Source organism: Achromobacter piechaudii NBRC 102461, from assembly GCF_001571245.1.
In the GTDB taxonomy this organism is placed as follows: domain Bacteria; phylum Pseudomonadota; class Gammaproteobacteria; order Burkholderiales; family Burkholderiaceae_B; genus Achromobacter; species Achromobacter piechaudii.
Map to the genome: position 1 here is coordinate 291,585 of NZ_BCTK01000006.1, position 18,161 is coordinate 309,745.

19 protein-coding genes are annotated in these 18,161 nt (G+C 66.4%); 5 read left to right on the plus strand and 14 right to left on the minus strand.

The genetic code is table 11. The features are described 5' to 3' along the window. Window positions 1-16: 16 nt before the first annotated feature. The 4 genes from API01S_RS13485 to API01S_RS13500 form a co-directional block, all read right to left on the minus strand. Complete coding sequence (locus API01S_RS13485) at window positions 17-1,012, minus strand: acrylyl-CoA reductase family protein (protein ID WP_061304790.1); 996 nt, start codon at window positions 1,010-1,012, stop codon at window positions 17-19. A gap of 27 nt (window positions 1,013-1,039) precedes the next feature. Next, window positions 1,040-2,206, minus strand: a complete 1,167-nt coding sequence (locus API01S_RS13490) for an acyl-CoA dehydrogenase family protein (protein ID WP_061305559.1) — start codon at window positions 2,204-2,206, stop codon at window positions 1,040-1,042. 20 nt (window positions 2,207-2,226) lie between these two features. Next, the gene (locus tag API01S_RS13495; RefSeq protein WP_006215914.1) at window positions 2,227-3,210 is read right to left on the minus strand and encodes a Bug family tripartite tricarboxylate transporter substrate binding protein; all 984 of its coding nucleotides are present in this window, start codon (window positions 3,208-3,210) and stop codon (window positions 2,227-2,229) included. A gap of 66 nt (window positions 3,211-3,276) precedes the next feature. Continuing rightward, on the minus strand, window positions 3,277-4,443 hold the full coding sequence (locus API01S_RS13500; RefSeq protein ID WP_061304792.1) for an acyl-CoA dehydrogenase family protein: 1,167 nt from the start codon (window positions 4,441-4,443) through the stop codon (window positions 3,277-3,279). Window positions 4,444-4,655: 212 nt separating this feature from the next. Here API01S_RS13500 and API01S_RS13505 point away from each other — a divergent pair, with 212 nt between their 5' ends. From API01S_RS13505 to API01S_RS13515, 3 genes are all read left to right on the plus strand, one after another. Continuing rightward, the gene (locus API01S_RS13505; protein ID WP_050729638.1) at window positions 4,656-5,453 is read left to right on the plus strand and encodes an IclR family transcriptional regulator; all 798 of its coding nucleotides are present in this window, start codon (window positions 4,656-4,658) and stop codon (window positions 5,451-5,453) included. Continuing rightward, window positions 5,443-6,216 (plus strand): IclR family transcriptional regulator, encoded by a 774-nt coding sequence (locus API01S_RS13510; protein WP_061304794.1) that lies wholly within the window; start codon window positions 5,443-5,445, stop codon window positions 6,214-6,216. Before API01S_RS13505 ends, API01S_RS13510 begins: the two co-directional genes overlap by 11 nt. 136 nt (window positions 6,217-6,352) lie before the next feature. Next, window positions 6,353-7,552, plus strand: coding sequence for an MFS transporter (locus tag API01S_RS13515; RefSeq protein WP_061304796.1), 1,200 nt, complete (start codon window positions 6,353-6,355; stop codon window positions 7,550-7,552). A 29-nt stretch (window positions 7,553-7,581) separates the two neighbouring features. On the opposite strand, the gene API01S_RS13520 is transcribed toward API01S_RS13515, so the two are convergent. The 6 genes from API01S_RS13520 to API01S_RS13545 all read right to left on the minus strand — a co-directional run bounded on the left by API01S_RS13520 (window position 7,582) and on the right by API01S_RS13545 (window position 12,729). Further along, a complete protein-coding gene (locus tag API01S_RS13520; protein WP_061304798.1) occupies window positions 7,582-7,890 on the minus strand; it encodes a helix-turn-helix domain-containing transcriptional regulator in 309 nt (102 codons plus the stop codon). Beyond that, a complete protein-coding gene (locus tag API01S_RS13525) occupies window positions 7,887-8,213 on the minus strand; it encodes a type II toxin-antitoxin system RelE/ParE family toxin (RefSeq protein WP_174544675.1) in 327 nt (108 codons plus the stop codon). Before API01S_RS13525 ends, API01S_RS13520 begins: the two co-directional genes overlap by 4 nt. Window positions 8,214-8,433: 220 nt before the next feature. Continuing rightward, entirely contained in the window at window positions 8,434-9,783 is a 1,350-nt protein-coding gene (locus API01S_RS13530; RefSeq protein WP_409360608.1) for an MFS transporter, read from the minus strand. Between the two features lie 100 nt (window positions 9,784-9,883). Continuing rightward, window positions 9,884-11,032 carry a galactonate dehydratase gene (dgoD, locus tag API01S_RS13535; protein WP_061304802.1) on the minus strand — a complete coding sequence of 383 codons (1,149 nt, stop codon included), beginning with the start codon at window positions 11,030-11,032 and terminating at the stop codon, window positions 9,884-9,886. Beyond that, window positions 11,029-11,682 carry a 2-dehydro-3-deoxy-6-phosphogalactonate aldolase gene (locus API01S_RS13540; protein WP_006215905.1) on the minus strand — a complete coding sequence of 218 codons (654 nt, stop codon included), beginning with the start codon at window positions 11,680-11,682 and terminating at the stop codon, window positions 11,029-11,031. Before API01S_RS13540 ends, dgoD begins: the two co-directional genes overlap by 4 nt. Before the next feature lie 9 nt (window positions 11,683-11,691). Further along, complete coding sequence (locus API01S_RS13545) at window positions 11,692-12,729, minus strand: 2-dehydro-3-deoxygalactonokinase (RefSeq protein WP_061304804.1); 1,038 nt, start codon at window positions 12,727-12,729, stop codon at window positions 11,692-11,694. A gap of 478 nt (window positions 12,730-13,207) precedes the next feature. On the opposite strand from API01S_RS13545, the gene API01S_RS13550 reads away from it, so the two are divergent. Continuing rightward, window positions 13,208-14,026: an IclR family transcriptional regulator gene (locus tag API01S_RS13550; RefSeq protein ID WP_050729631.1), complete on the plus strand. Its 819-nt coding sequence runs from the start codon at window positions 13,208-13,210 to the stop codon at window positions 14,024-14,026. Window positions 14,027-14,096: 70 nt separating this feature from the next. On the opposite strand, the gene API01S_RS13555 is transcribed toward API01S_RS13550, so the two are convergent. The 4 genes from API01S_RS13555 to API01S_RS13570 all read right to left on the minus strand — a co-directional run bounded on the left by API01S_RS13555 (window position 14,097) and on the right by API01S_RS13570 (window position 16,501). Then, window positions 14,097-14,717 carry a glutathione S-transferase family protein gene (locus tag API01S_RS13555; protein ID WP_006215902.1) on the minus strand — a complete coding sequence of 207 codons (621 nt, stop codon included), beginning with the start codon at window positions 14,715-14,717 and terminating at the stop codon, window positions 14,097-14,099. A 19-nt stretch (window positions 14,718-14,736) separates the two neighbouring features. Then, window positions 14,737-15,315, minus strand: coding sequence for a 1,6-anhydro-N-acetylmuramyl-L-alanine amidase AmpD (gene ampD / locus API01S_RS13560; protein WP_061305561.1), 579 nt, complete (start codon window positions 15,313-15,315; stop codon window positions 14,737-14,739). 84 nt (window positions 15,316-15,399) lie between these two features. Beyond that, window positions 15,400-15,657 carry a PP0621 family protein gene (locus API01S_RS13565; RefSeq protein WP_006215900.1) on the minus strand — a complete coding sequence of 86 codons (258 nt, stop codon included), beginning with the start codon at window positions 15,655-15,657 and terminating at the stop codon, window positions 15,400-15,402. Between the two features lies 1 nt (window position 15,658). Next, a complete protein-coding gene (locus tag API01S_RS13570) occupies window positions 15,659-16,501 on the minus strand; it encodes a cytochrome C assembly family protein (protein WP_006215899.1) in 843 nt (280 codons plus the stop codon). 106 nt (window positions 16,502-16,607) lie between these two features. On the opposite strand from API01S_RS13570, the gene ffh reads away from it, so the two are divergent. Beyond that, entirely contained in the window at window positions 16,608-18,014 is a 1,407-nt protein-coding gene (gene ffh, locus API01S_RS13575; protein WP_046806677.1) for a signal recognition particle protein, read from the plus strand. Window positions 18,015-18,161: the final 147 nt, after the last annotated feature.

The window sequence follows — 18,161 nt, forward strand, 5'->3', positions numbered from 1 at the left end:
GGGCGACGGGTCAGGTTCAGGAAAAGCGCACGACGCTGCGGCCGGTGCTGCCGCGTTCCAGCATGGCGGCCAGCGCGCGGGGCAGGTCCTCGGGCGCGATCACGCGCGCGGCAAGGTCCAGGCGAGTCGGGCGGTAATCGGTGGCAAGCCGTTGCCACAGCGCGCGGCGCAGGGGCATCGGGCTGTTGGCGTTGATGCCCAGCAGCTTCACGCCACGCAGGATGAAGGGGATGACTGAGGTGGGCAGGTCCGCGCCGCCCGCATTGCCGAAGGCCGCTGCCACGCCGTCAGGGCGCAGCGTTGCCAGTGCGTGCGCCAGCAAAGGGCCGCCCACGGAATCGACGACGCCCGCCCAACGCGCGCTCATCAGCGGCTTTACAGGCCCGGACAGGTCGGGTGGCGCGATGACGTCGGCCGCGCCCAGCGAACGCAGATAAGCGGCGGCGTCCGGCTTGCCGGACATGGCGCACACGCGATAGCCGCGCTGGCTGAAGATGTCGATGGCGATGCCGGCCACGCCGCCCGTCGCGCCGGTGATCAGCACGTCACCCTGCTCGGGCGTCAGGCCGCAGTGTTCCATCCAGTGCAAGGACAGCGCCGCCGTGTAGCCGGCTGCGCCCAGCACGGCGGCGTCGCGCAAGTTGATGCCATCGGGCAGGGGCAAGACCCAGTCGTGCGGCACGCGTGCGTATTGCGCATAGCCGCCGTCGCAGTCGACGCCGATGCCAAAGCCGTGCACCACGACCTGCTGGCCGGGCGCAAGTGTCGGGTCGGCGGAGTGCACCACCGTGCCGCTCAGGTCGATGCCGCCGATGCGGGGATAGTCGCGGATGACATTGCCGCGTCCGGCCTGGGCCAGCGCGTCCTTGTAGTTCAGGCCGGCATAGGCCACGCGGATCAGCGTGTCGCCGGGGGATAGATCGTTTTCCTGAAGGGTGTCGAAGCGGCCCTCTGGCGGCGCGCCGTCGGGGCCGGCGTGCAAGCGGTACGCCTGGAATGTCGGGATGGGCATGGGGTCTCCGAAGCGGGGCTGGGCAAGTCAGGGGTGCGCCAACAGACGGCGCGCGAGGGTGGCGCGGTGCAGTTCGTTGGCGCCGTCGTAGATGCGGAAGGGGCGCATTTCCTGCCAGATCATCGCCACGGGCGTGTCGTCCGACAGCCCCGACGCGCCCATCATCTGCACCGCGCGATCGGCCACGCGGTTCACGGCTTCCGACACGAACACCTTGGTCATGGCGCTCTCTTGTTTGACGGACAGGCCCGCGTCCATGCGGTCCGCGCAATCGATCGTCATCAATCGGCTGGCGTGCAGGTCGATGTGCGAATCGGCGACCATCGCCTGAATCTGCTGCAAGTCGGCCAGGCGCGCGCCGAAGGACTCACGCTGGCTGACGTAGGCTTGCGCGGTTTCCAGTGCGCGGCGGGCGCGTCCGATGTAGCGCATGCAGTGCGACAGGCGCGCCGGCTCCAGCCGCAACTGCGCGTATTGCAGGCCGCGCCCGGGTTCGCCCAGCACGGCGTCGTCGCCGACTTCGCACTCATTCAATTCGATTTCCGCATGGCCGCCGATCTGATAGCCGGTCACCATGCCGATGTCGCGCACGACGCGATAGCCGGGCGTGTCGGCGGGCACGATGAACAAAGTTGCGCCGGCCTCGGTCTGCGCCAGCACCAGCGCGAAGTGCGCGCCGACGCCGCCGCTGATGAATTGCTTGTGCCCGGTCAGCACCCAGCGTTGGCCGCGCCGTGTGGCGCGGGTGCGCAGCATGGACGGGTCCGATCCCGCGCCCGGCGCGGGTTCGGTCATGGCGAAGCAGGCGCGTTGTTCGGCACGCACCAGCGGCAGCAGATAGCGTTCGCGCTGCGCGGGCGTGCCCAGCCGCAGCAGCGTCAGCATGTTGGGCTGGTCGGGCGCGGCGCAGTTCAAGGCGGCGGGGCCGAGAAAGCCGCGCCCAGCCGCTTCCAAGACCTGCGCCAGCGCGCGCCAGCCCAGACCCAGGCCGCCAAGTTCCACGGGCAGCTGCGGCGCATACAGGCCCGCACTGCGAGCCTGCTCTCGCAGCCGCGCCACGCAAAGGTCCAGCGCCGCGACGTCACGGGCGATGGCGGGGGATTCCGCCGGGATGGCGATGTCGTCGACAAAGCGGCGAACGCGTTCGCACAAGTCGGCGATGTCCGGGCCGGCGCTGGAAGCTTGAGTGGTCATGACGGCAGCCTCATCGCGGGTCATTGAATGCGGGTGCCGGTGGATTGCACCAGCTTGTTCCACCACACGGTCTCGTCCGCGATCTGCTTGGCGAATTCCGCGGGCGAACTACCCAGCGGTTCCGCGCCCAGTTCCTGGAAGCGCGCGCGCAGTTGCGGGTCCTGCAAGGCCTTGACCACGGCGGCATGCAGACGATCCACCACGGCGGGCGGCGTGTTGGCGGGCGACATCAGCCCCTTCCATGCCATGACCTCGAAGCCGGGCATGCCGGCTTCGCTGAACGTGGGAATGTCGGGCGCGGCGGTGGCGCGGGCATCGCTGGGCACGGCCAGCGCGCGCAGGCTGCCCGCTTTGACCTGCGGCAGCAGCGCGGGCATGTTGTCGATCATGAAGTCGATATGGCCGGCCACCAGGTCGGTGATGGCCGGGCCCGTTCCCTTGTACGGCACGTGTTCGGCTTGCAGTCCGGCCTTCTGCTTGAGCAGTTCGCCTGCCAGTTGCGCGGGCGAGCCATTGCCGGGCGAACCGAACGACAGCTTGCCGGGATGGCTGCGCGCGTAAACCAGAAATTCCTGCAAGGTCTTTACCGGCATCGACTTGGTCACCACCATCAGGTTGTGTTCGCGTTCGATGCAGGTGATGGCGGTCAGGTCCCGCGCGGGGTTGAACGGCATGTTGGCGTACAGGCTGGGGTTGATGACCGTAGGGCCGGCCGCCGCCAGCAGCAGCGTGTAGCCGTCCGGCGCGGCGCGCGCAACGAAGTCCCCGCCGATGTTGCCACCCGCGCCCGGCTTGTTTTCCACGATGACCGGCTGCCCAAGGATGGGATGCAGCGCCTCGGCCAGCAGCCGCCCGAGGATGTCGGTGGAGCCGCCGGGGGCGAACGGGATGATCAGCCGGATCGGCTTGTCGGGGTAAGCGGCGGCGGCTTGGGGCGGTAGCGCGGCGCACGCGAATGCGGCTGTCAGGGCGCCGATCCACTTCGGCAGGTGCTTGTGCAGCATGTCAGTCTCCTTGGGGTTGTGGGCCGCGCGCTTCTGGTGGCGGCGGTCCCGAAAAAGCGTCCGTGCCTAGCGGCCGGGCGCGTAGCCTGCGCGCGCCAGCGTATGGCGGGCGATGGTCAGTTGATGGATCTGGCTGGTGCCTTCATACAGGCGGAACAGCCGCACGTCGCGATAGAAGCGTTCGATGCCCTGATCGGCGATGTAGCCGTAGCCGCCGTGCATCTGCACGCAACGATCCGCCACGCGGCCGCACATTTCCGACGCGAAGTATTTGCAGATCGACGCATTCATGGTGACGTCCTGACCCGCATCGCGCTCTCGCGCGGTTTGCAGCACCAGCGCCAGCGCGGCCTGGATGTCGGTCTGGCAGTCGGCAAGCATGGCCTGGATCAACTGAAATTCCATCAGCGGCTTGCCGAACTGCTGGCGTTCGGCCACGAAGCGCAGCGTGTCGTCCAGCATGCGGATGGCGGGGCCGATGCACAGCGCGGCCAGATGGATGCGCTGTTTGTTCAGCACCTTCATGGCCGTCTTGAAACCCATGCCTTCCTGGCCGCCGATCACGTTGGCGGCGGGCACGCGGCAGTTGTCGAAGTAGATGGCGGACACGGGCGAGCCCGCCTGGCCCATCTTCTCGTAAGGCTGGCCGGTGGACAGGCCCGGCGTGCCGCGTTCAACGATGAAGGCCGAGATGCCCTTGGCGCCGGGTGCGTCGGGGTCGGTGCGCGCCATGACGGTGAACAGGCCCGCAAGGGGCGCATTGGTGATGAAGCACTTCTCGCCGTTCAACACATAACTGTCGCCGTCGCGCACGGCCGTGGTGCGCAGGGCGGTCGCATCCGAACCCGCCTGCGGTTCGGTCAGCGCGAAGCAACCCGTGAGTTCGCCCGACGCCAGGCGCGGCAGGTAGCGGTCCTTCTGCTGCTCGGTGCCATCGGCGACCAGCGCTTCCGAGCCGATGCCCGTGTTGGTGCCGACCCGCGCGCGGAACGCCACGGAGCATTGCGACAACTCGATGGCCGCGCGGATCAGTTCTTCGGTGCTCATGCCCGCGCCGCCGTAGGCCTCGGGAATGGAATAGCCGAACATGCCTTGCTCGGCCATGGCGCGCACCAGGTCGTCGGGCACCTCGTCCAGGCGCGCCACCTCGGCTTCGCGGGGAACCAGTTGCTCGCGAACAAAGCGCCGCAGCGAATCGATGAAGGCGGCAAAGCCGTCGGGGTCCCTGATCATGGCCTGTCTCCGTTTTTTGTCTTGGGTGGGCCGAACGGGTCGACGGATCGGCTCGGGGCATCACGGAATTCAAGGTAGCAAAGCGGCGCGAAATGCGAGACAACTGTTTTGATATCTTGAACGCGTGCGACGCTTCGGCACGCGCGGCTGCTCTATCATCGACATCACTGTCCGGCGCCCGTGCGCGCCCCGCCTTGAACCGGAATGCGACCATGACCACGCCCCTGGGCGGCCGTCACCCCGACCCTGATTTCGCCACCACGTTGGCCCACGGCCTATCGGTGCTGCAAACCTTTCGCCATGGCGAGCCGGCATTGAGCAACCGCGAGCTGGCCGACCGCACCGGGCTGTCCAAGGCCACGATCTCTCGGCTGACCTATACGCTGGTGCAGCGCGGGCTGTTGCGCTACGACGCCAGCCTGCGCCGCTATCGGCTGGGCACGGCGCTGCTGTCGCTCAGTTACCCCTTGCTGGCGAGCATCAAGCTGCGGCAATTGGCGCGGCCGCTGATGACGCGGCTGGCCAACGCGGCGGGCGGCTCGGCGTCGTTGGGCATGCATCACGGCACGCACATGGTCTATGTGGAAACGTGCCGGGGCCATGATGCGGTGGCGTTTCGGCCCGACATCGGCGCCATGCTGCCGCTGCTGCCCTCGGCGATGGGCCGCGCCTGGCTGGCGCAGGCAGAACCGGGCGAGGCGGACGCGCTGCTACAGACGCTGCGCGAGCAGGATCCGATCGCCTGGCAACGGCATGCCGCCGGTTGGGAAGCCGCGCGGCGGGACTATGCCGCGCACGGGTATTGCGTGGCCGAAGGCGAGTGGCATGCGGATGTGCACGCGGTGGCGGTGCCTATGCGCCGTCCGGTAGATGGGCAGGTGTTCGTCTTCAATTGCGGGGTGCCCACGCGGCGGCTGCGGGCGGGCGATCTGCGCCGACGCATCGCGCCGCGCTTGCTGACCTTGGTGGCGCGCGTGGAAAAGATGCTGGAGGCTCGGGATGGCGCTTGAGCGCGACCGCGATTTCGCCACTACCTTGGCGCATGGTATCGATATCCTGGGCTGCTTTCGGGCAGACCGCCCCGAGCTTGCCAACAAGGATTTCGCGCAGCAGACCGGCCTGTCCAAAAGCGCCGTGGCGCGGCTGACGCATACGCTGGTCGAACTGGGGTTCTTGCAGCGCGTGGGCACGCCCGCGCGCTACCGGTTGGGGGCGGGGGTGTTGGCCTTGAGCTACCCCCTGCTGGCCAGCATGCAGATCCGCCAGTTGGCGCGCCCGTTGATGAAGCAGCTGGCCGACCACGCGCGCGGCGCGGTGTCGCTGGTGGTGCGCGATCGGCTACAGATGGTGTACGTGGAGACCGCCCGATCCAATGACGCCTTGCAGACGCGTCCCGACATCGGCGCGGCCTTGCCCTTGCTGTCCAGCGCGGCGGGCAAGGCGTGGCTGTGCCGCGTGGCGGACGCCGAGCGGGCTGCGGTGCTGAACCAGTTGCGCGTGGCCGACGCGGCGCATTATGCCCAGCACTATCCCAGCCTGGCCTCGGCGGCGCGCGACCTGGAACGCAAGGGGTATTGCGGCAACAACGTGCAATGGCGTCCGGACGCCTACGGGTTCGCGGCGCCGTTGTGGCGTCCCTATCAATCGCTGGTCTACGTCTTCAACTGCGGCGTGCCTTCCGGGGACGGACCCTACCGCGAACGCGCGGCGGACATCGGCCCCCGGCTGGTGGCCCTGGCGCGCGAGACGGAGCGGCTGCTGGGCTTGGAGTAGGGGAGTGGGAGCGGGGGCGACGCGGGGCGATTCGTGACTCCAAGTCAAAAGTGTTTGCCCGCTAGGCGGCTTTTTCCGCAAAGATCGCGCCGTCATACTGCACGCCTGTCTTTCCGAATTGCTCCAAGGAATTCGCATGAACCCGCAAGATAATCAACCGGTCAAGGCCGGACTGCCGTTGCTGGCGCTCGCCGTCGGTGCGTTTGGCATCGGCGTGACCGAGTTTTCACCCATGGGCCTGTTGCCCGTGATCGCCGACGGCGTGGGCGTTTCCATTCCCAGCGCCGGCATGCTGATCAGCGCTTACGCCATCGGCGTGATGCTGGGCGCGCCGCTGATGACGCTGGCGTTTTCGCGCTGGTCGCGGCGCAAGGCGCTGATTCTGCTGATGGCGATCTTCACGATCGGCAACGTGCTGTCGGCCTTGTCGCCCAATTACACGACCTTGCTGCTGGCGCGTTTGGTGACCAGCCTGAACCATGGCGCGTTCTTCGGGCTGGGTTCGTTGGTGGCCGCCAGCGTGGTGCCGCGCCACAAGCAGGCCAGCGCGGTGGCGACGATGTTCATGGGCCTGACTATTGCCAACGTGGGCGGCGTGCCGGCCGCGACGTGGTTGGGGCAGGTGATCGGCTGGCGCATGTCGTTTGCCGCCACCGCCGTGCTGGGGCTGATCGCGATGTTGTCGTTGTGGTTCGCCTTGCCCGCGGGCGAGGCCGGCCGCCGTCCCGACGTGCGCCATGAACTGGCGGTGCTCAAGAGCCCGGTCGTGCTGCTGGCGCTGCTGACCACGGTGCTGGGCGCGGGCGCGATGTTCACGCTGTACACGTATATCGCGCCGACCCTGGCGCAAATTACCGGCGCATCGCCCGCCTTCATTACCGGCATGCTGGTGCTGATCGGCTTGGGCTTCACGCTGGGCAACGGCCTGGGCGGCCGCATGGCGGACCGTTCGCTGGACGGCACGCTGATCACGTTCCTGGTCATCGTCATCATCGATCTGCTGGCGTTTCCGTGGGTGGCGTCTACTGAGATCGGCGCGGCGATTTCGCTGTTGATCTTCGGCATCGCCACCTTTGCCGTGGTGCCGCCTTTGCAGATGGGTGTGATGCGCGCCGCGACGGCCGCGCCTGGACTGGCGTCGTCGGTCAACGTGGGCGCGTTCAACCTGGGCAATGCGGTGGGCGCGGCGGCGGGCGGCGCGGTGATCTCGGCGGGACTGGGCTATGCGGCGGTGCCGATTGCCGGCGCCATCATCGCCACTGCCGGCCTGGCGCTGGTGCTGGTGCAGCGGGCAGGCAATGTGCGCCGCCGCAAGCTGGCGGTTCAAGGTTGCTGAGGGGCGATGCCCCCTGGCAACCCGAACCGTCAGCCGGCGCGGGCGGGCTCAAGCGGTTGAACGGCCAGTCGCAAGCCCAGGGCTTTCAGGATTGCCATGAGGCTGCTCAGGGCGGGGTTGCCCTGGGGCGAAAGCGTGCGATAGAGCTGCGTGGGATTCAACTGCGCTTGCGTGGCCACGGCTTGCACACCACCGAAAGCCTGCGTCAGTTGTCGTAGCGCGATCAAGAGTTCGGCCTGGGTTCCGTCTTCCAGCAAGCTGTTGATCAGGTCGACGGCCAGCGCCGGGTCGTCACGGTAAAGCTCTGCCATCGCTTGATCATGGGGTTTGCTTTTCATGGTTGCTCCTGGTTCCAGTGTTGCCAATAGCGCACCGCGCGTTCGATGTCTTCGGCTTGTGAGCGCTTGTCGCCGCCCGATAACAGCAGCTCCACGCGCCGCCCCGCCAGCCCGTAATACACGCGATACCCAGGGCCGACGTTGATCCTGAGTTCCCAGACGCCCGCGCGGCAAGGTTTGTGATCGCCGAAGTTGCCTTGCTCGATGCGGAATACGCGGCGGATGATTGCGACTCTGGCGCGGTTGTCGCGCAGGCTTTTCAGCCATGCCACATACAGGTCGGTACCAGTATCGGCGGTCACGTAGTGTTCAATTTCAAACATGGCCATATTCGTTTATAGACGAAAATAAGTCAAGCTGCTTATCCGTGCCGTCTCGTCCCCGGCGGATATGACTCACCGGGCCTGATGGTCGTTTTTGCGGGGGAAAAGTCAAAGGCGGCAAGGGATGTTCTTCTCTCCTTTCACGGGCGTTCAGGCGTCATCAGTCGCAAAAAAAGGGCGCCGTGCATCCGGCGCCCTTGGTCCTTCCAACCTGTTTGAATCAGGCTTCTATCCGCTCGACTTTGCCGACCAGCAGGATGTAGGACAGCGCGCCCAACAAGGCCAAAGACGACACGTACACGATGGCGGGCGCGAAGTTGTCTTTGGACACCAGGTAGCCGATCACGATGGGCGTGCAGATCGACGAGAGATTGCCGACGAAATTGAACACGCCGCCCGTCAGGCCCAGCAGCCGCACCGGCGCCAGCGCCGACACCAGCGACCACGTGATCGACGCCAGGCCATTGCCGAAGAACGCCAGCGCCAGAAAGAAGATGACCCACGGCGTGGAGTCCGTGAAGTTGGCGCCGATCATCGACGTGGAAATCAACAGGCCCAGGATGATGGGCAGCTTGCGCGCCAGGCCCACGGTGGCGCCGCGCCGCACCAGGAAGTCGGACAGCACGCCCGAGCACAGCACGCCGACGAAGGCGGCCAGGAAGGGCACGGACGCCAGGAAGCCCGACTTGATGAAGTCCATGCCGCGATACTTCACCAGATAGGTCGGAAACCACGTCAGGAAGAACCACAGCGTGGACGTCAGGCAGAACTGGCCCAGATACACACCCCACAGCTTGCGCTGCGACATCACCAGGCCCAGGTCGTTCCAGTTGAACGGCGCTTTCTTGGCGCGCGCGTTGCGGTCCAGATCGACCACGCCGCCGCCTTGCTGGATCAGTGCGATCTCGGCTGCATTGGCGCCCTTGAACTGTCGCGGCTCGCGATAGATCAGATACCACAGCACGCCCCAGGCGATGCCCAGCAGACCGGTGCTGACAAACACCATGTGCCAGCCGTAATGGTGTTGCAGCCAGGCCAGCACGGGCGTCAGGAAAGCCAGGCCCACGAATTGGCCCGAGGTGTAGAAGCCGATGGCGGTGGCGCGCTCTTTCTCGGGGAACCAGGTCGTGACGACGCGGTTGTTGATCGGATAGGCCGGCGCTTCCAGCGCGCCTACGGCCAGCCGCAGCACGAACAGGATGATGAAGCTGCTGGCAAAGCCCATGAAGAACGTTGCGGCCGACCACAGGATCAGCGCGGCGGCGTACAGCACGCGAGGCGACACGCGGTCCACCAGCCAGCCGCCGGGGATCTGCATCGCGGCATACGTCCAGCCGAAGGCGGACAGGATCAGCCCTTCATGCCAGGTGTCCAGCCCGAACTCGTCCTTGAGCGCGGGCGCGGCGATGGACAGGTTGCTGCGGTCCAGATAGTTGATGACGACGGTGATGAACAGCATCACCATAATGATGTACCGGCTGCGCGTAGGGCGCTGGGCCTCTTGCAGGCCGGCGTGGGTGGCGGTCGACACGGATTGTCTCCTCTTGCGCCCTGCGTGGGGCGGGGCCATCGGCAGTTATGCCTTGGGGTTATTGCTGTAGGGGAAAAAAAGCGGCGCTCGTGACCGAAGCAAGAGACGCCGCGCGGGGATCAAAAAATGCGAACCGGCCTCACCACTCGGCGAAGCTGCCGTCGGCGTGACGCCAGATCGGATTGCGCCAGCGGTGTCCCACGGCCGCGCGTTCCTTGACGTATTCCTCGTTGACCTCGATGCCCAGGCCCGGCCCCTGGGGGATGGCGACCATGCCGTCTTCGTACTTGAAGACTTCGCGGTTGCTGACGTAGTCCAGCAGGTCGTTGGCGGCGTTGTAGTGGATGCCCAGGCTTTGTTCCTGGATGAAGGCGTTGTAGCAACCGGCATCGATCTGCAAGCACGTGGCCAGCGCGATGGGCCCCAGCGGGCAATGCAGCGCCAGCGCCACGTCATAGGCTTCGGCCATCGCGGCGATCTTGCGGGTTTCGGTGATGCCGCCCGCGTGCGAGGGGTCGGGCTGGATGATGTCCACATAGCCTTCGGACAGCACGCGCTTGAAGTCCCAGCGCGAGAACAGGCGTTCGCCCAGCGCAATCGGCGTGGACGTCAGCGGAGCCAGTTCCTTGAGCGCTTCGTAGTGTTCGCTCAACACGGGTTCTTCGATGAACATCAGCTTGAAAGGATCCAGCTCTTTCATCAGGACCTTGGCCATCGGCTTGTGTACGCGGCCATGGAAGTCCACGCCGATGCCCACGTTCGGGCCGACCGCTTCGCGCACGGCGGCCACGTTCTCCAGGCACTTTTCCACCTTGTCGAAGGAATCGATGTATTGCAGCTCTTCCGTGCCGTTCATCTTCACGGCGGTAAAGCCGCGATCCACGGCGCTCTTGGCGGCAGCGGCGGTATCGGCCGGCCGGTCGCCACCGATCCACGAATACACGCGGATGCGATCGCGCACATTGCCGCCCAGCAGTTGCGACACCGGCACGCCCAGGTGCTTGCCCTTGATGTCCCACAGGGCCTGGTCGATGCCGGCCAACGCGCTCATGTGGATGGCGCCGCCGCGATAGAAGCCGCCACGGTACAGCACGGTCCAGTGGTCTTCGATGTTGCGCGGGTCTTTGCCGATCAGGTAGTCGGACAGTTCTTCAACGGCGGCGGCCACCGAGTGCGCGCGGCCTTCCACGACGGGTTCGCCCCAGCCGACGATGCCTTCGTCCGTTTCGATTTTCAGGAAGCACCACCGGGGCGGCACGATGTAAGTGTTGAGCTTGGTGATCTTCATGCTTGGGTCTCCTTCACGGAATAGGCGCGTTGCCAGGCCGCGATGAATGCGCGGGCGTTCTGGCCGACTTCGGTGGCCGTCAGGCCGGGTTTGTACAAGGCGGAGCCCAGGCCGAAGCCGCTGGCGCCCGCCTGGGCAAAGACGGAAATGTTGTCGGGCGTGATGCCGCCCACGGGCACCAGCGCAATCGGCGGGCGCATCACGGCGCGCCATGCCTTGAGCACGGCCGGGCCCAGCTGTTCAGCGGGAAACATCTTCAGCACGTCGGCGCCGGCGGCCAGCGCGGCGAACGCCTCGGTGGGCGTGGCGACGCCCGGGCACGACGCCATGCCCAGCGCCTTCGCGGCGCGGATGACGGCGGCGTCGCTGTGCGGCATGACGATCAATTCACCGCCTGCGTCCTGCACGCGCGCGCAGTCATCGGGGTTGAGCACGGTGCCCGCGCCGATCAGGCAGTCGGTGGGCAGCGCGGCGCGCATGGCGCGGATGCTGGTCAACGGGTCCGGTGAATTCAGCGGTACTTCGATCAGGCGAAAGCCTGCGGCATACAGTTCGCTGCCTATGCCTTCCGCTTCGTGCGGCTGGATGCCGCGCAGGATGGCGATCAGGCCGCAGTGGGCCATGGCGGTTTGCAGTCCGGTGTGGTTCATGTCGATGTCCTAGGCGGAAGCCGAAGTGAGAGGGGGGGCCTTGACCAGCCCGGCGCAGACGGCCAGGTGCCACAAGCCGCGTTCGGTGGCGTTCTGCGCTTGTTCGGGCGTGCCCAGCCCGTAGTGCTGCATGGCCACGATGTAGCGTTCGCAAAGGGCGGGGTCGCCGCACAGCACGATGCGCGGCAGCTCGCCTTGTTCGTGCAGCATGCGGGCCAGCGCGGCGATTTCATGGCCGATCAACAGGCCCGACAGATAGTCGGCCTGCGACGTTGATGCCAGTTCGCCAGTCAGGCCCAGAGCGCGCGTACTGAAGATGGTGGACAAGACGCCCGCGCGGCCGGCAGGTGCGCCGGCCACTTTTACGCCACGTTCGAAAGCGGCCATATCGGGGGCGGGCGCTTCGCTCATGGTGCGGCCCAGGATGGTGTGGCCGCGCAGCACGGCGTAGACCTCGCCGGTCATGAAGGTGTCGAAGTGCGTGACGCGGCCACGGCGGGCGTTGACCCATTTGGAATGCGTGCCCGGCAGGCCGATCAGCACGTTGTCGGCCGGGTGCGCGTCCGAGCCGCGCGTTTGGTCGAACATCACGCCGAACACCTGCGTTTCCTCCCCGCGCATGACGTTGGGCAGGCCATGGCGCTGGATCAGGCCGGGCACGATGTGCAGCGGCGTGGCGTTCGGGCCGGCGGCGTGGCGTTCGACCACGGTCAGCAAGGTGCCGATGCGTTCGAGGTCGACGGGTACGTCCAGGTAGGCAGCTTCCTGCCAGCCCTGGGCGCTGCCGACCATGCCGCAGGCGATGACGGGTAGCGTGGGTTCGGCGCGCAGCCAATCGCCGCAGGCCTGATCGAACGCCAGGTCAAAGCCCGACAGCGGCGTGCTGGCCGCGCCGTCCTGCAAAGGCTGCGGCAGGCGCATGATGCCCCAGGGCAGGTGGCGGGTGTCCAGCGTGCGGCCGGCGTTGTCCAGCCGGTACGCGCGTAGCGAAGAGGTGCCCCAGTCCAGCGCGATAAGCGCCGCGCGGGCGGGCGTTGCGGGTGTCATCGGTAGTGTCTCGTCATTGGCCGCCTTGCCTCGCTTGCTTCCCGTGCTGCGCGTGCGTGTCGGCGCGGGCGAGGGCGTTGCGGCCTTGTTGTCTTGATGCGCACCGTCGTTGGAAAAGGCCGGTGCGCGTTGGGAAAAAATTCTAGATCAGAGCTTGAAAAATCTCAAAATATAGAATTAAATCCCACATACAGGGAATTTGAGGGGTGCGAAGCGCGGGTTGTTATTGACGGCGTGCCGCTCGCCAGCACGGGTGGCGCCGCTGATTGCCGGTTGATTCGCGTGTGCCGGATTGTTGGGGTGCTTTGTCGCCAGGTGCCGGCCACGTCTGCATCGCCTCGCTCCCCTTTCCTGCGCTTACCACCCGGCCGCTTCTTCGCCGAGTAGCAGCGCCACCGTCCACCCGGTCGTGATGCAGCTTCGGCCGCCGCGTCATCCCGGGTATGCTTGCCCGCTTCTTGCTGTACATCCACGTTTCATGACCACTTCTCCGACCGACACTCCCATCCCCACGCTTGATCCCGACGCCGCCGCGCCCGCTGGCACGCAGACATTGATGCGCGGCCTGGCGGTGGTGCAGGCGGTGGCGGATGGCGCGCGTGACTTGAAAGACATTTGCGCGCGCATCGGCGTGGCGCGCAGCACCACCCACCGCCTGGCCAGCTGCCTCGTGCAAGAGCGCTATCTACGCGCCTTGCCGGGCGTGGGTTATGTGTTGGGGCCCAAGCTGATCGAACTGGGCTTTCAGGCGCGCGAGGCCTTTCCGATGGCGACGCTGGCGCGCCCCTATCTGGACGCGCTGGCTGCGGAAACGGGCGACACCATTCATCTGGCGGTGCGCGACGCCGACGAAGTGCTGTATCTGGAAAAGATCCCCGGCAAGAAGGGGCTGGAAATGCGTTCGCGCGTGGGGCACCGCATGCCGCTGGCCGCGACGGGGGTGGGCAAGGCGCTGCTGCTTGATACCGAAGAACCGCAATGGAAGGCGCTGCATCGCATCGGCGCGCCGGTGTCTTCGCGCGCGCCGGGCGGTCAGCAAAGCTGGGAAGCGTTCCGCGACCGTATGCGTGAATACGCGGCGCAGGGCTATGCGTTCGACCTGGAAGACAACGAGCCGTCGATCCGCTGCGTGGCCGCGCCCGTGCGCGACGCATCGAGCGGCATCGTGGCGGCGATCAGCGTGTCCAGCACCGTGCCGTACATGTCGCTGGAACGCATGCGCGACATGGTGGCGGTGGTGCAGGGCACGGCCGCCAGGATTTCGGCGGAAATGGGCTGGAGGGTGGACCGCGCCTGAGGCGGACCGGCTATCCGGTGGTCCGGCGATCCGGCGGCCGGCGCTCCGGCGGCCGGCGATCCGGTCGTCTTTATTCCAGCGGCAGCGTCAGCACGCCCTGCGGGGCGGGGCGCATCATCACGCGGCGATACCAGGCAGACAGCGCCGGGGTTTCCGGACGCTCGATGGGCAGGGCCAGCCAGCGGTGCGCCGCGCAGACCAGCGCGATGTCGCCCATGGTCAGATGACGGCCCGCGATGAACTCGCGCCCCTGCAAGGCCTGATCCAGAATCAGCGCGCGGGCGTTGGAACGCTTGACCGAGTTGTCGATGGCGGCCTGGTCGCGCTTGTCTTGCGGCGTGCGGATCAGCCCCAGGAAAGCCGGTCCCATGGCGCCTTGCCATTCGGTCGCCTGCCAGTCCATCCAGCGGTCGGCGTCCGCGCGCAGGCAGGCGTCTTCCGGCCACAAGGTGCCTACGCCGTAGCGCGAGGCCAGATAGCGCACGATGGCGTTCGATTCCCACAGCACGAAGCCGCCATCGTCGATGACGGGCACGGTGCGATTGGGATTGAGCTTGGCGAATTCCGGCGTGTCGACCACGCCGAACGGCCCGCCCGCCTGGATAAACGTATGCGGCAGCGCCAGTTCACGCACGGCCAGCATGACTTTCTGCACGTTGACGGATGTCAGGCGTCCCCAGATCTTCAACATAAGCAATCCTTCAAGAGTGTCAGGCGGGCGGCAACTGCCGCCGCGCAAAGCCGCTGTCGCGCGAAAAACGCGTCCAGTTGAAAGCAGGCCCGGGGTCAGTCTTGCGCCCCGGGGCAATATGTTCGTGGCCCCAGGCCGCCGCCAGCGGATAGCGGGCGCGCAGCACCGGCGTCAGCTTGCGCAGCGCCACGTATTGCTCGTCGGCGTAGGGCAGGGTGTCCGTGCCTTCCAGTTCGATGCCGATGGAAAAATCATTGCAGCGCTCGCGTGAGCCGAAGCGGGACACGCCGGCATGCCAGGCGCGCTGATCCGTGGACACGAACTGGATGATGCGCCCATCGCGCCGAATAAAGAAGTGGGCCGACACGCGCAGGCCGCGCAGTCGTTCCAGCCAGGGATGCGAGGAATAATCCAGCGTGTTCAGGAACAGCCCGGCAACTTCCGGGCCGCCGAATTGGCCGGGGGGCAGGCTGATGTTGTGCAGCACCAGCAACGAAACCTGCGCGTCAGCGGGACGCGAGTCGTGGTTGGGCGAAGGCAGCAAAGTGACGCCAGGGGCGGGCGCAAGCCAGCCGTGTCGATCCAGAAGCAGGGCCATGGGAGAGAACATGCGTGTTGAATCCAACGGGCATTATGCCGTGGTCGCCGCCGCGTCCCAAATCCGCGCCAGGCGCGCGATGCGCTACTTGCGAGCGGGGCCCAAGGCGGCGTGCTCGGTGCTGCACCAGGTCTTGCCGTTCAGCAGCACGGCTTCGGAACGCGGCAGATGGATGCCGCAATGCGCACAGCGCACCATCGATTCCGGGGCAGCAGGCGAGGGCGGCTTGGGGCGGCCCTTGACGGGCTCGCCGGCTTGACGCGCGGCCGCCATGCGGGCGGCGATGCGGGCGACGAACAGCACCGCGATGATCAGAACGATCCAGAACAGCAACTTGCCCACGTCAGCCTCGATGCAGAATCATTTCCAGCACGAACCGACTGCCGGTGTACGCCAGAATCAAAAATCCAAAACCCGTCAGCGTCCAGCGCAGCGCGACGCGGCCGCGCCAGCCCCAAACATGGCGGCCGACCAGCAGCACGCCGAAAGTCAGCCAGGACAGCAGCGTGAAGACGGTCTTGTGGTCGAACGGCAGGATCTTGCCCGTCAGCTTCATGGACGCCACCGACCCCGAACCCACGGCCAGCGTCAGCACGATGAAACCGATCCAGATAATACGGAACAGCAGTTGTTCCTGCACCAGCAACGGGGGTTGCGAGTCCAGCACGCGGCCGATGATGCTGCGTTCGGCGGGCGCGTCCAGCGGCCGGTGCAGGTGGCGGTCCAGCAGGGCCATCATCATGGCGTGCAGCGCGGCGATGGTGATCAGGCCATACGCGGCCAGGGCGATCAGCAGGTGCACGCGCAGCCAGGCGTCGTTGGCGTGGGGTACGAACTGCCCTTGTGGGAACACGGCGGCCAGCGCGCTGGCCAGCGCGGCCGCGGGTAACAGCAGCAATTGCAGGCCGTCGATGCGCACCAGCAGGCTTTCCAGCCAGAAGACCACCATGCCGAGCCAGATGGCGGCGGACAGGGCCAGTGCCCACCCAATGAACAGATGCTGGTCGCCCAGCATCGATTGTTGCAATCCGATTCCATGAAGAACCAGGGCCCCCAGCAGGCAAAGACGGGCGATTTTGCCCGTCTGCTCTACTTCCCCGGCGCCGGCCAGGCGGATCCAGAGTGACCCCCCTAGCACTGCGTACGCCAAGGCAGCCGCTGTGTGAAATACAATGCCGAGTGACATAGAAACCGTTGTCTGGATGGGGCCTTGGGGTGCGTGCCACCCGAAAGCGCAGAATCCGCGCCTGCGGCCACCGTTCAATCAACTAGTTTAAGCGGAAACGCCTCTCATGCTCGATAACCTAACTCAACGCCTTTCGCGCGTCGTCAAGACGCTGCGCGGTGAAGCCCGCCTGACCGAGGCCAACACCCAGGAGATGCTGCGCGAAGTGCGCATGGCGCTGCTGGAAGCCGACGTGGCGCTGCCCGTCGTGCGTGAATTTGTCGCCCGCGTGAAAGAAAAAGCGCTGGGCGAAGAAGTGGCCGCCAGCCTCAGCCCGGGCCAAGCCCTGGTGGGCGTCGTCCACAAGGAACTGACCGCCTTGATGGGCGGCGACCTGGGCGCCGATTCCAACGAATTGTCGCTGGCGGTGCAGCCGCCCGCCGTCATCCTGATGGCCGGCCTGCAAGGCGCGGGTAAAACCACCACCACCGGCAAGCTCGCCCGCTGGCTGTCCGAAGGCCAGCACACGCAGCACGGCCGCAAGACTGGCAAGAAGAAAGTGCTGGTGGTGTCCGCCGACGTGTATCGTCCGGCCGCTATCGATCAGCTCAAAAGCGTGGCGGCGCAGGTCGGCGTCGACTTCCTGCCGTCCGACCCCAGCCAGAAGCCCGAAGACATTGCGCGCGGCGCAGTGGACCACGCTCGCCGTCACCACTATGACGTGCTGATCCTGGATACGGCCGGCCGCCTGGGCATCGACGAAGCCATGATGCGCGAAATCCGCGCGCTGCATGATCTGGTCAAGCCGGTGGAAACGCTGTTTGTCGTGGACGCCATGCAGGGCCAGGACGCGGTCAACACCGCGCGCGCCTTCGCCGATGCGCTGCCCCTGACCGGCGTGGTGCTGACCAAGCTGGACGGCGACGCCCGTGGCGGCGCGGCCCTGTCGGTGCGCCACGTCACCGGCAAGCCGCTGAAGTTTGTCGGTGTGTCGGAAAAGCTGGATGGCCTGGAGCCGTTCTACCCCGACCGCATGGCGCAACGCGTGCTGGGCATGGGCGACATCGTGTCGCTGGTCGAGCAGGCGCAAAAGAACATCGACATCGCCGATGCGCAAAAGCTGGCGGCGAAGATCAAGTCGGGCAACAAATTCGACCTGAACGATTTCCGCGATCAGCTTGGCCAGGTGAAAAAGCTGGGCGACATGGGCTCGTTGCTTGAAAAGCTGCCAGCTCAGTTCCAGCAGGCCGCGGGTCAACTGCAAGGCGGCCAGGCCGAAAAGCAGCTGCGCCGCACAGAAGGCATCCTGAATTCCATGACCGCCGCCGAACGCGCCAAGCCCGAGCTGATCAAGGCTTCCCGCAAGCGCCGCATCGCTACCGGTTCCGGCGTGCCGGTCCAGGAAGTCAATCGCCTGCTGGCTCAGTTCGAGCAGATGCAAGGCATGATGAAGCAGATGAAGAAGGGCGGCATGGCGAAGATGATGCGCGCCATGGGCGGCATGAAGGGCCTGGGCCGCTTCGGCATGAAGTGATGCCTGGACGATGGGGCCGTTATCCCCGTGGTAGCGGCCCTTCTGCCTGACGAGGTGTGGGGCGGCGCCTGCGCCAGACAAAAAAAATGGCCAGACATTGCGTCTGGCCAAGCAATCGCGGCAGGCAGGGGGCGGCGTACCGCGACA